This is a genomic window from Microbacterium sp. FW305-3-2-15-F-LB2 (genome assembly GCF_058787255.1).
Window position 1 is genome coordinate 243,148 of record NZ_JBYSZO010000001.1, and the last position, 12,269, is coordinate 255,416.

Here is a 12,269-nt window from a genome sequence, read left to right on the forward strand (position 1 = left end):
GCTCCAGGTGTCGGAAGGGCAATGGATGCCATTCTACGTGGCCGTGCCCGGGGTCGACCGACACGCCCCTGTGCGTGGTCGATGCAAGCCCTTGCGTGCTCCCTTCCGATATGGGAGCGCTCTCTTGACACCGTGGGAGCGATCCCATAGCCTCGGTCGCGATCGGTGAGAGCGCTCCCACGGTTCAGAGGTCGAGGGAGCGCCGCGCATAGGAGCACACCGAATCACCCACCACGAAGGAGTGTTCTGTGAAATCACGTGCCCTGCGTCGTACCGCCGTCATCGCGGCCGTCGCCTCCACCTCCGCCCTCGTGCTCGCCGGTTGCTCCGGCAGCGGGGGCACCGCTTCCGGCGACGGCGAGGTCACCCTCACCATCGCGACGTTCAACGACTTCGGGTACACCGATGCGCTCCTCCAGGAGTACATGAATGCCCACCCGAACGTGAAGATCGTCCACAACAAGGCCGCGACGAGCAACGATGCGCGCGAGAACTACTTCCAGAAGCTCGGCAAGACCGGGCTCGCCGACATCGAGGCGATCGAGGTCGACTGGCTCCCCGAGGTCATGGAGTACGCCGACCTCCTCGCCCCCGTGCCCGACGACCTGAAGAGCCGCTGGCTCGACTACAAGGTGGAGGCCGCGACGAGCCCCGAGGGCAACCTCATCGGCTACGGCACCGACATCGGTCCCGAGGGCGTCTGCTACCGCTCCGACCTGTTCGCCGCGGCGGGCTTGCCCACCGATCGCGCCGAGGTCGCAAAGCTCCTCCAGGGTGACTGGTCGACCTACTTCGAGGTCGGCGACAAGTACGTGGCCGCGACCGGCAAGGCGTTCTTCGACTCCGCCGGCGGCACCTACCAGGGCGCCATCAACCAGGTGGAGGCCGCGTACGAGAACCCCGACAACGGAGAGATCACCGCCACCTCCAACCCCGAGGTCAAGAAGATCTACGACCAGGTGCTCAAGGCCAGTGCGACGCAGTCGGCGCACCTCGGCCAGTGGTCCGACGACTGGTTCGCCGGGCTCTCCAACGGCGCTTTCGCCACGATGCTCTGCCCCGGCTGGATGCTCGGCGTCATCGAGGGCAACGCCCCCGACGTCAAGGGCTGGGACATCGCCAACGTGTTCCCCGGCGGCGCCGGCAACTGGGGTGGCTCGTACCTGACCGTCCCCGCCAACGGTAAGAACGTCGAGGCCGCACAGGAGCTCGCCGACTGGCTCACCGACCCCGAGACGCAGGTCAAGGCGTTCGAGAACGCGGGCACCTTCCCGAGCCAGACCGACGCACTCAAGGCCGACGCCCTGCTCGGTAGCACCAACGCCTACTTCAACGACGCCCCCGTCGGCGAGATGCTCTCGGAGCGCGCTCAGGCCGTGAAGGTGTCGCCGTACAAGGGGAAGTTCTACTTCCAGATCAATGACGCCATGCAGAAGGCGCTGACGCGTGTCGAAGACGGCACGCAGGATGCCACCTCCTCCTGGCAGCAGTGGGTGACCGAGGTCGACGCCCTTTCCTGACCCGCGCGAACGGATGCCAGGGGCTGCTGCTTCGGCCCCTGGCATCCGTCGCCCGTCCCCCTGGAGGAGACAGAACGTGACCAGCACACTCGAACGGCAGACCCCGACGGCGCCGCCGTCCGCTGGGGGACGCCAGCCCCGGCGCGTGGGTTTCAGCAAGCGCCGCAGCGCGTGGGACCTGAAACTCTCGCCCTACCTCTACATCTCGCCGTTCTTCATCCTGTTCGCGGTCACGGGGCTCTTCCCCATCGCGTACACCGCGGTGATCTCGTTCATGGACTGGGACCTGGTCCGCAACTCGGGGCACTTCATCGGCTTCGACCAGTACGCGTGGGTGCTCAGCCAGCCGAAGTTCTGGATCGCCCTGCGCAACACGTTCAGCATCTTCCTGCTCTCGAGCGTCCCGCAGCTGATCCTCGCGATCTTCATCGCCGCGATGCTCGACCAGAACATCCGCGCCAAGACCTTCTGGCGCATGAGTGTTCTGATCCCCTACGTCATGGCCCCGGTGGCCGTGGCCCTCATCTTCAGCAACATGTTCGGCGACCAGTACGGCGTCGTGAACACCACGCTGCAGAGCCTCGGTCTCCCCGCCGTGCCCTGGCATTCCGATGCCTTCGCCAGCCACATCGCGATCGCGACGATGGTGAACTTCCGCTGGACCGGGTACAACACCCTGATCCTGCTCGCTGCGATGCAGGCCGTACCTCGCGAGTACTACGAAGCGGCAACCGTCGACGGCGCGGGGAAGATCCGGCAGTTCTTCTCGATCACGCTGCCGAGCCTCAAGCCCACGCTGATCTTCGTCATCATCACCTCGACGATCGGCGGCCTGCAGATCTTCGACGAGCCCCGCATGTACGACCAGTACGGCACCGGCGGCGCGGACAACCAGTGGCTCACCGTCACGCTCTGGCTCTACAACGTCGGGTGGGGGGAGTGGAACTTCGGGCGCGCCGCGGCGCTGGCCTGGATCCTGTTCCTCATCATCCTCGCCATCGGCGTGATCAACCTGTTCATCACGCGCTCCGTCGTGCGCGACGAGGGTCGGCGCGACGCGCGCTCCCGTCGCGAGGTCCGCGCTCAGGCGCGCGCCGCGAAGAAGCAGCTCGCGCGAGAGGAGGCGGCACGATGAGTTCCGTCAACGCCGTTCCCGTCCCCGTCGTCGACCCGGATCTGCCCTCGGCGCCGCGCCGACGTCCGCGCCCGGTGCGCGGCTCGCGGCCGAGCTGGATCGTGTACGCCGCGCTCGGCGCGGTGCTGCTGGCGAGCGTGTTCCCCTTCTACTGGTCGCTGCTCATCGGATCCGGCGACTCGTCCACGATCCGCGACGCCAACCGGTCGTGGATCCCCGGCGGCAACTTCTTCGCCAACGCCGCCGCCGTCATCAGCGACCCGGCGGTGAACTTCTGGCCCGCGCTGCTGAACTCGATCATCAGCTCGGGGCTGATCGCGGCATCCGTCGTCTTCTTCTCCACCCTCGCGGGGTGGGCCTTCGCGAAGCTGAAGTTCCGCGGCGGCCCGTGGCTGCTGGTCTTCGTGGTGGCGACGATGGCCGTGCCGACGCAGCTCGGCGTCGTCCCGTTGTACATCCTGTTCAGCGAACTGGGGTGGACCGGGCAGCTCGGCGCCATCATCATTCCGGCGCTCACCAGCGCGTTCGGCGTGTTCTGGATGACGCAGTACCTGCGCCAGGCGGTGCCCGACGAGCTCATCGAGGCGGCGCGCGTCGATGGTGCCAGCTCGTTCCGCACGTTCCTCACGGTGGGTGTCCCTGCGGCGCGCCCCGCCGCGGCGATGCTCGCGCTGTTCACGTTCGTGAGCGCGTGGAACAACTTCTTCTGGCCGTTCATCGTGCTCGATCGGCAGAACCCGACCCTGCCGGTAGCGCTCTCGCTGCTGCAGTCCAACTACTTCGTCGACTACTCCATCGTGCTCGCGGGCGTGCTGCTGTCGACGATCCCGCTGCTGCTGCTGTTCGTGTTCGCCGGGAAGCAGCTGGTCAGTGGCATCATGCAAGGGGCGGTCAAGGGATGACACTTGCGCCCACGGAAGGAACCCGATCCATGTCCCACACCCGAGCCTTTCCCGAGGGCTTCCTGTTCGGTGCGGCGACCGCCGCGTACCAGATCGAGGGAGCCGCGTTCGAGGACGGGCGCACGGCCTCGATCTGGGACGCTTTCAGCCGGGTCCCCGACGCGGTGATCAACGGCGACAACGGCGACGTCGCGTGCGACCACTACCACCGGTATCGCGATGACGTGCAGGTGATGAAGCGTCTCGGGCTGCAGACCTACCGCTTCTCGACCTCCTGGTCGCGTGTGCGTCCGGACGGCGGCGCGCTCAACCCGAAGGGCGTCGACTTCTACGAGCGTCTCGTGGACGAGCTGCTGGATGCCGGCATCCTCCCGTGGCTGACCCTGTACCACTGGGATCTTCCCCAGGCCCTGCAGGACCGCGGCGGCTGGGCCGTCCGCGAGACGAGCGACCTCTTCACCGAGTACGCGCTCGACATGCACGACGCACTCGGCGACCGCGTGAACGTGTGGACGACGCTGAACGAACCGTGGTGCTCCTCGTTCCTCAGCTACACCGCCGGCGCCCACGCGCCCGGTCGGTACTCGCAGGCCGAGGGAATGCTCGCTGCGCATCACCTGCTGCTCGGGCACGGCCAGACCGTGCGCGAGCTGCGCGCCCGTGACGCGTCGCTCAACCTGGGGCTCACGCTGAACCTGACGGTCGCGGATGCCGTCGACCCGTCGAACGCCGCCGACCTCGACGCCGCGCGTCGCATCGATGGTCAGTTCAACCGCTGGTTCCTCGACCCGGTGTTCCGCGGCAGCTACCCGGCCGACATCATCCAGGACTTCCGGAACGTGGATGCCGAGGCCGTGCGGCGCTGGCAGGACGCCGTTCGGCCGGGCGACCTCGAGGTCATCTCGACCCCGATCGACACGCTCGGCGTGAACTACTACCACGGGGAGTTCGTCGGTGGGACTCCACCGCTCGTCAACCCGCCCGGGGGCGACGCCCCGACGGTGCGACCGATCTCGTCGCCGTTCCCCGCGCACGAGAACCTCTACTGGCACGATCGCGGGCTGCCGCGCACGACGATGGGGTGGGAGGTGCAGCCCGACGGGCTCACCCAGCTGCTGGAACGCGTGAGCACGGAGTACTCCGCCGAGCGCGGCGTCGCGCTCTACGTCACCGAGAACGGCGCCGCCTACGACGACGTCCCGGTCACGGAGGACGGCGAGACGCGCGTCCACGACGTCGAGCGCGTGGAGTTCGTCGAGGCGCACCTCGCGGCCGTCCTGGATGCCGTCGATCGCGGTGTCGACGTGCGGGGCTACTTCTACTGGTCGTTGCTCGACAATTTCGAGTGGGCGTGGGGCTACGAGAAGCGCTTCGGCATCGTGCACGTCGACTACGCGACGCAGGAACGAGCGGTGAAGGACTCCGGCCTCGCCTACGCGCGGGTCATCGCGGAGCGGGCACTGCGCGCGGACGTTGCGGTCGCCGACGAACTGCCCGCCGCCTGATCTCGAGCGCGGGAACTCGGGCGATCGCTCGGCCCGTCCGCGGTCGTGCCGAGCGGAATCCCTCGACCGCGGAGGAGTACGCTCGCAACGTCGCCGGGAGTGATCCGGCGTACCGTCGCGTCCCTGAACCCGGGAGGAGGCCGATGGATCTCGCCCCTGCGCGAGGCGCCGCCACCATCGAAGAGGTCGCCGCCCGAGCCGGCGTCTCCCGTTCCACCGTGTCGCGCGTGGTCAACGGGTCGACGGCGGTGTCGCCCACCGCCCTCGAGGCCGTGCGCCGTGCCATCGAGGAATTGCAGTACGTCCCCAATCGGGCCGCACGGTCGCTCGCCAGCCGCCAGACGCGCGCGATCGCGCTCGTGATCCCCGAAGACACCGACCGCTTCTTCGGCGACCCGTTCTTCGGGTCCATCGTCGCGGGGATCTCGCAGGTCATCGGCGACTCCGACTACGTCATGAACATGCTCATCGCGAGCGACGACGCGAGCGCCAAGGCCCTCGGGTACCTTCGCAGCGGCAGCGTGGACGGCGCGATCGTGGCCTCGCACCATACGAGCGACACCTTCGTCGACCGCCTCGCCGACACGGTCCCCGTCGTGTTCGGCGGACGCCCCGCGCGCGTGCGACCCACCGACCACTACGTCGACGTCGACAACATCCAGGGCGGGCGGGATGCCACCCGCTACCTGCTCGACCGCGGTCACCGCCGTGTCGCGACCGTCGCCGGGCCCGCCGACATGCCCGCGGGCATCGACCGTCTCCAGGGGTTTCGGGACGTCCTCGCGGAGGCCGGGCTCGAGCCCGTGGGTGTCGAGGACGGCGACTTCACCGAAGCGGGCGGCGCCGAGGCGATGCGCCGGATGCTGGCATCCGGGGATCTTCCCGAGGCGCTCTTCGTCGCCAGCGACCTCATGGCCCGTGGCGTCTACACGGCACTCCGCGAGCGTGGGCACGAACCGGGACGCGACATCGCCGTGATCGGCTTCGACGACTCCGCGGTCGCGACCTCCCTCGTACCTGCCCTGACGACGGTCCGGCAGCCCTCGCGCGATCAGGGCCGGCAGATGGCGACGATGCTGCTCGACGTCCTCGCGGGTCGGGTGACGGCCAACACTGCGATCCTGCCGACCGAGATCATCGTGCGCGCTTCGGCGTGAGCGCTTCCCCGATCGGGGCGACAAGCGACGCGCCCAGCCGCTAGCCTGAGCGCACGGCGGCGCGCGAACCCGAATCCGCGCCCGCGCGAGAGGACCGACGATGCGTCGATGGAGAAGTGTTTCCGCCGTGGCCGCGCTGGTGGCGCTGGCGAGCCTGACCGGATGCGTGCCCGAGGAGGCGACTCCCGTCGCGTCCGAGACGTCCACGCCGTCGGTGACGGTGGTGACGCCGTCGGCCACGCCCGCGCCCACGTCCTCGCCCAGTTCGACCTCGGCCAGCGTGGCGGCCAACGTTCCGGCATCCTGTGACGACCTCGGCACCGCGAGCAGCCGCGCCGAGACCGTCGGTGATCTCACCGCCCAGCACGCCGACGGGTTCGTCCGCCCCGCCCCGCCGAACGCGACCACCGTGCTGTCGTGCAACTGGATCCAGGAGGAAGCCGCCGCGGTGCTGCTGATCGTCAGCACCGCGAGCGACGCCGACGTGACCGACGGGCTCGCGCAGCTGACGTCGGAGGGCTACCAGTGCCAGCCGGCGCAGGACTTCGGAGCGCAGTACTGCTCGCGCCCCGGCGATGCGGCGAGCAGCGAGGACGTCATCGTCGCGCGCGACGACGTGTGGATCTACCTCGAGACCGTCAACGTCAACGCGCGGGCGTGGCTGTCCGACATCGCCGCCCAGATCTACGGCTGACCTTCACTCCCACGTCGCGGCGTCGGGGTCGATGCCGTGCGCCCGGGCGCTCGCGTCGATCGCGTCCCGGAGCCATACGGCGAGGCCGGGGTGCACGCCGTCGTAGTGCGCCGCGAAACGCGGGTCCGCCGCGTACATGCGGCCCAGGCATACCTGCATCGATCGTGTGATCGGGAAGTACGCCGAGAACACCCCGCGGTGCCGTTCGACGAGATCGTTCGCGCGCTCGTCTCCGGGCAGGGCGCCGGATGCCAGGGCGTCGCCGAGTTCGCGCTCGAGAGCCGTGACCGCCGAGGTGACGGCCGCCCAGTCGGCGGGCGTCCGCGACGCCGACCGCTCGGCGTACTGCTGCCACTGTTCCGTGCCGCGGTAGCGTTCGGCCGCCTCGGCCGCCCACGCGGGGTCCCAGTCCCGGCCGAACGCGGCGGTCTGCTCGTCTTCGGAGAGAAGGATGCCGCGCTCCTGCGCCGCGATCATGCGTTCGAGGTCGTCGTCGAGGTCGCGCAGCTGCTCCATGCGCTGCGCGAGTTGCGCGCGCTGGACTCGCAACTGGGCGGCGACGTCGCCGCCGGCCTCGTCGAGCACCGCGCGGATGGAGTCGAGGTCGAGGCCGAGTTCGCGGTACACGAGGATCCGGCGGAGGCGTTCGAGGTCGTCGCGGGTGTACAGCCGGTAGCCGGCGGTGGAGCGCGCCGCGGGCCGCGCGAGCCCGATCTCGTCCCAGTGGTGCAGGGTGCGCACCGTCACCCCGAGGCGCGCGGCGGTCTCGCCGACGGGGAGACCCTGGTCAGTCATGGTGTCCATTGTCGGTGCCGATGCCCACGCTCCGGAGGTTCCGTCCTTCGGCGCTGTCAGGATCGAAGACCTTCGCCGCGGTGAAGGTCACGCGGACGTTCTCGGGTGTGACCACGTCGATGTCGCGCGTGTTCCAGGGGCTGTCGTGCGAGTCCGCGTCGACGCCCACCTCGCGCAGTGCCGCGAGGATCTCCGGGATCTGCCCGAGCACGCACGCGAAGCTGACGCGGGAGGTCGGGACGATCTCGTTCCCCTCGCCCGCGACGAGCAGGACGTCCTGGAACGCCCATCGCCGGAGATGCACCATCCGGCCCGGGATGCCGAACAGCTCGAAGAACCCGAGCCCGCGCGTCCAGAAGTCGACCGAGGCGGCGAGGTCGGACGTGGGGAGGGTGACGAACATCGGCATCCCGTAGATGCCCCGGAACAGCGGTGGGGCGACGGCATCCGGTCCGGGCGGGGGAACGGGGCTGATCTCGAAAGCGTCGGAGGAGCGGGTCATGAGTCCAGGCTCAGGGCTCACGCCGCGTGAGGGTCAAGCCGCCGATCAGCTTCTCGGGGGCAGCGGCTGCTGGTACACGTCCGGAACGTCGTCGCCGTCGGCATCCACTTCTTCCGCCGCCGCGAGCTGCTTGTAGCGGCGGTTGCGGGCGAGCAGGACGATGGCGGCGAAGACGGATGCCAGGAGCGAGGCCACCATGATCGCGATCTTCGCGTCGTCGGTGTGGGGTGAGCCGGCGGGGAAGCTGAGCTCGGCGATCAGCAGCGACACCGTGAATCCGATGCCCGCGAGCAGGCCGACACCGGCGAGGTCGATCCATTTCAGCGCCGGGTCGAGGCGCACCTTCGTCACCAGCGTGAGCAGGCGGACCCCGAGCAGGATGCCGATCGGCTTGCCGAGCACGAGCCCGGCGACGACGCCGACGGTGACGGGGTCCATGACCGCGCGAGCGAGACCCTCGGCGCCGCCGATCGCCACGCCCGCGGCGAAGAACGCGAAGATCGGCACCGCGATGCCCGCCGACAGGGGGCGGAAGCGGTGCTCGAACTGCTCGGCGAGGTCCATGCCGCGGATCTCGGGCTGACGCTTCGAGGGGGCGACCGGAATCGTGAACGCCAGCGCGACGCCGGCGATCGTGGCGTGGACGCCCGACGCGTGCAGGAACGCCCACGCGGCGAAACCGATCGGCAGCAGCACGACCCACGCGGCCCACGGGGTGCGGGCGAACCAGGCGCGGCCGCGATGCGCGATCACGCCGTAGATCGCGACGAGCACCGCGAAGACGGCGAGCGGGAGGAGCGAGATGTCGCTCGTGTAGAACAGCGCGATGATCGCGATCGCGATGAGATCGTCGACGACCGCGAGCGTGAGCAGGAAGATGCGCAGCGGGCCCGGCAGGTGCGAACCGACGAGCGCGAGCACGGCGACGGCGAACGCGATGTCGGTCGCGGCGGGGATCGCCCAGCCGGCGAGCAGGCTCGGCTGCGAAGAGACGACGGCGACGTAGATGAGCGCGGGCACCGCGACGCCCGCCGCGGCGGCGGTGATCGGGACGATGGCGGTGCTGAAGCGGCGAAGGCTCCCCACGACGATCTCGCGCTTGAGCTCGAGGCCGACCATGAAGAAGAAGATCGCGAGCAGGCCGTCGGCCGCCCACGCGCCGACGCTCAGTTCGAGGTGCCACGGCTCGTACCCGAACCGCAGGTCGCGCAGGGCGAAGTACGCGTCCGAGGCGGGGGAGTTGGCCCAGATGATCGCCGCGATCGCGGCGATCACGAGCAGCATGCCGCCCACGGACTCTCGGCGGAGCACGGTGGTGACGCGGTGGACTTCGCGGTAGCCCGGCCAGCTCGGCGCGCGGGTGGGGGTTTCTGTCATGGCATCTGCTTTCGGGGTCGATCGACACGATCGTCGACCAGACTTCCCGACACGCCCCCGCCAGTTTACCTGGGCGACCTGAACGTTGCCGAAAGCGCACGATCCGGCCGGGAGCACACGTTCGGGTCGGCCGGAACGTGGGCGCTCGACCCGAACGGGTGCTTTCGAGCGCGGATGCCGCCCGCGCGGGGCCTCAGGACGGGTCGCCGCCTAGGGGACCCACCGCGGGGATCGGGCCGCCGTCGTCGGCACCGGTCTTGCGGGCGCGGGCGATCGCGTTGCCCAGGTGGTAGATGACCAGGGCGGCGACGGCGCCGAGCACGATCGCGCCGAGCTGGAAGTCGCCCCACTGCATCGTGAACCCCGCGATCGCGAGCACCAGCGCGACCGCGCCCGTGTACTGGTTGACCGGGCGCGAGAAGTCGACGCGGTTGTCGACCCAGATCTTGATCCCGATGATGCCGATCAGGCCGTAGAGCGCCGTCGTGACCCCACCGAGCACTCCGGCGGGGATCGTGTTGAACACCGCACCGACCTTGGGTGAGAGGCTCAGCACGATCGCGGTGAGCCCGGCGACCCAGTACACGGCGGTCGAGTAGACGCGGGTCGCGGCCATGACGCCGATGTTCTCGCCGTACGTCGTCGTGCCCGAGCCGCCGAACGTTCCCGCGAGGGTCGTGGCGACGCCGTCGGCGATCAGCGCGCGTCCGGTGGAACGGTTGGCCGTGGCATCCGTCATCGCCGCCACGCCCCGGACGTGCCCGACGTTCTCGGCCACGAGCACCAGAACGACCGGGAGGAACATCGCGATGACCGACCACGTCTGCGGCGACGCGAAGTTCGCGAGGTGGAACTCGGGAAGGCCGATCCACGGCGCGGCCTCGACCGGCGCGAAGTCGATGAGCGTCTCACCGGTCGTGACCTGGATCAGGACCGTCGCGACGTAGCCGACGATGACGCCGAGGAAGATCGAGATGCGCCCGAGGAATCCGCGGAACAGCACGCTGAAGAGGATCACCGCGACGAGCGTGATCGTGCCGGGCAGGGGTTGGAGCTGGAAGTTCTGCCACGCGACGGGGGCCAGGTTGAAGCCGATGAGCGCGACGATCGCCCCGGCGACCACCGGCGGCATGACCTTGTCGACCCACCCGAGCCCGACGAACTGCACCACGACGCCGATGAGGGCGAGCAGGATGCCGACGGCCACGATGCCCGCGAGGGCGGAACCCGTTCCGCCGATCGTGGTCGCCGCGGTCACGGGCGCGATGAAAGCGAACGACGACCCGAGGTAGCTGGGGAGCCGGTTGCGGGTGACGAGGAGGAAGAGCAGCGTCCCCACGCCCGAGAACAGCAGCGTCGTCGACACCGGGAACCCGGTGAGCACGGGCACGAGGAACGTGGCGCCGAACATCGCGATGACGTGCTGGAGTCCGATCGCGACCGTGGCTCCCCAGTTGAGGCGCTCGCCCGGGGCGACGACCGCTCCCGGCGCGACCGTGCGCCCGTTTCCGTGCAGCTTCCACTGGAACATGTGTCTCTCCTCGCGGTGGTGGGGAATGGATGCCGATCGCGCACGTTCGGGTCGAACGCTCACGTTGCAGACGCCCCGAGCGTGTGCGTTCGGCCCGAACGTGTGTTCTCGTCGCTGCCGGCGCGGGCGCCGGGCGCGTCAGGACGTCAGGCGGCTCAGCAGCTCGGCGTAGCGGGCGCGTGTGCGCGTCACGATGTCGTCGGGGAGGGCGGGGGGCTCGCCTTGCTTGTCCCAGTGGGCGGCGAGCCAGTCGCGGACGATCTGCTTGTCGAAGCTCGCCATGCGCTCGGCCGGGGTCGTGCCCGTGCGCCAGGCTTCGGCATCCCAGTACCGCGACGAGTCCGACGTCAACACCTCGTCGGCGAGGGTCAGCACGCCCTCGGCGTCGTAGCCGAACTCGAACTTCGTGTCGGCGAGGATCAGGCCGCGCTTCTCGGCGATCGCTGCGGCGCGGCGGTAGATCTCCAGCGACAGGTCGCGCAGGGCGGCCGCGGTCTCGGCGCCGACGAGCTCGACGGATCGCTCGTACGTGATGTTCTCGTCGTGCTCGCCCATCGGCGCTTTGTAGGCGGGGGTATAGAGAGGCTCGGGCAGCCGATCGCCATCGCCCAGTCCGTCGGGGAGCGGGATGCCGCACACCGTACGCGTCGCCTGATACTCGGCCCATCCCGACCCGGTCAGGTAGCCGCGCACGACGCACTCGATCGGCTGCATGTCGAGCGACCGGACGAGCATCGCGCGACCGCGCACGGCATCCGGGATCAGCTCGACGGCGTCGTCGCCCTCGAGCACGTGGTCGGCGGCGAGGTGATTCGGGATGCCACGCCCCCCGTCGGCGCCGGCGAGCCGGTCGAACCACCACAGGCTCAGCGTCGTCAGCAGCACGCCCTTGTCGGGGATGCCGGGGTTCAGGACGTGGTCGAAGGCGCTGACCCGATCGCTCGCGACCACCAGCAGGTGCGCGGGCGCGGCTCCCTCGGCCGTGTCGGCGGGGACGTACAGGTCGCGGACCTTGCCCGAATAGATGTGGCGCCAGCCGTCGAGCGCGAGGGGGGAGTCGGGGATCACCCGCTCATTATCGCGGGTCGGCCGGGCCGCCCACGGCCGCGATGAGCGAGATCTTGTCACATCCCGGCCGCGCGCGCCCGCCC

11 protein-coding genes are annotated in these 12,269 nt (G+C 69.6%); 6 read left to right on the top strand and 5 right to left on the bottom strand.

Annotation, left to right across the window (positions count from 1 at the left end; all coding sequences use genetic code 11):
• The first annotated feature begins 248 nt into the window (after positions 1 to 248).
• The 6 genes from AC3WLZ_RS01200 (at position 249) to AC3WLZ_RS01225 (ending at position 6,913) form a co-directional block, all read left to right on the top strand.
• Positions 249 to 1,520 carry an ABC transporter substrate-binding protein gene (locus AC3WLZ_RS01200; protein ID WP_492468723.1) on the top strand — a complete coding sequence of 424 codons (1,272 nt, stop codon included), beginning with the start codon at positions 249 to 251 and terminating at the stop codon, positions 1,518 to 1,520.
• Between the two features lie 76 nt (positions 1,521 to 1,596).
• Positions 1,597 to 2,655, top strand: coding sequence for a carbohydrate ABC transporter permease (locus AC3WLZ_RS01205; RefSeq protein ID WP_412923278.1), 1,059 nt, complete (start codon positions 1,597 to 1,599; stop codon positions 2,653 to 2,655).
• On the top strand, positions 2,652 to 3,557 hold the full coding sequence (locus AC3WLZ_RS01210; RefSeq protein WP_412923279.1) for a carbohydrate ABC transporter permease: 906 nt from the start codon (positions 2,652 to 2,654) through the stop codon (positions 3,555 to 3,557). Before AC3WLZ_RS01205 ends, AC3WLZ_RS01210 begins: the two co-directional genes overlap by 4 nt.
• Positions 3,558 to 3,586: 29 nt before the next feature.
• On the top strand, positions 3,587 to 5,062 hold the full coding sequence (locus AC3WLZ_RS01215) for a glycoside hydrolase family 1 protein (RefSeq protein WP_492468724.1): 1,476 nt from the start codon (positions 3,587 to 3,589) through the stop codon (positions 5,060 to 5,062).
• Between the two features lie 143 nt (positions 5,063 to 5,205).
• A complete protein-coding gene (locus tag AC3WLZ_RS01220) occupies positions 5,206 to 6,219 on the top strand; it encodes a LacI family DNA-binding transcriptional regulator (RefSeq protein ID WP_412923281.1) in 1,014 nt (337 codons plus the stop codon).
• A 127-nt stretch (positions 6,220 to 6,346) separates the two neighbouring features.
• Positions 6,347 to 6,913, top strand: coding sequence for a hypothetical protein (locus AC3WLZ_RS01225; protein WP_492468725.1), 567 nt, complete (start codon positions 6,347 to 6,349; stop codon positions 6,911 to 6,913).
• A 3-nt stretch (positions 6,914 to 6,916) separates the two neighbouring features.
• Here AC3WLZ_RS01225 and AC3WLZ_RS01230 read toward each other — a convergent pair whose 3' ends face one another.
• From AC3WLZ_RS01230 to AC3WLZ_RS01250, 5 genes are all read right to left on the bottom strand, one after another.
• Positions 6,917 to 7,708, bottom strand: coding sequence for a MerR family transcriptional regulator (locus AC3WLZ_RS01230; RefSeq protein WP_492468726.1), 792 nt, complete (start codon positions 7,706 to 7,708; stop codon positions 6,917 to 6,919).
• On the bottom strand, positions 7,701 to 8,210 hold the full coding sequence (locus tag AC3WLZ_RS01235) for a VOC family protein (RefSeq protein ID WP_492468727.1): 510 nt from the start codon (positions 8,208 to 8,210) through the stop codon (positions 7,701 to 7,703). Before AC3WLZ_RS01235 ends, AC3WLZ_RS01230 begins: the two co-directional genes overlap by 8 nt.
• A 45-nt stretch (positions 8,211 to 8,255) precedes the next feature.
• The gene (gene nhaA / locus AC3WLZ_RS01240; protein WP_412923285.1) at positions 8,256 to 9,587 is read right to left on the bottom strand and encodes a Na+/H+ antiporter NhaA; all 1,332 of its coding nucleotides are present in this window, start codon (positions 9,585 to 9,587) and stop codon (positions 8,256 to 8,258) included.
• 193 nt (positions 9,588 to 9,780) lie between these two features.
• Positions 9,781 to 11,118 (bottom strand): uracil-xanthine permease family protein, encoded by a 1,338-nt coding sequence (locus AC3WLZ_RS01245; protein ID WP_492468728.1) that lies wholly within the window; start codon positions 11,116 to 11,118, stop codon positions 9,781 to 9,783.
• 138 nt (positions 11,119 to 11,256) lie between these two features.
• Positions 11,257 to 12,186, bottom strand: a complete 930-nt coding sequence (locus AC3WLZ_RS01250; protein ID WP_492468729.1) for a phosphoribosylaminoimidazolesuccinocarboxamide synthase — start codon at positions 12,184 to 12,186, stop codon at positions 11,257 to 11,259.
• Positions 12,187 to 12,269: the final 83 nt, after the last annotated feature.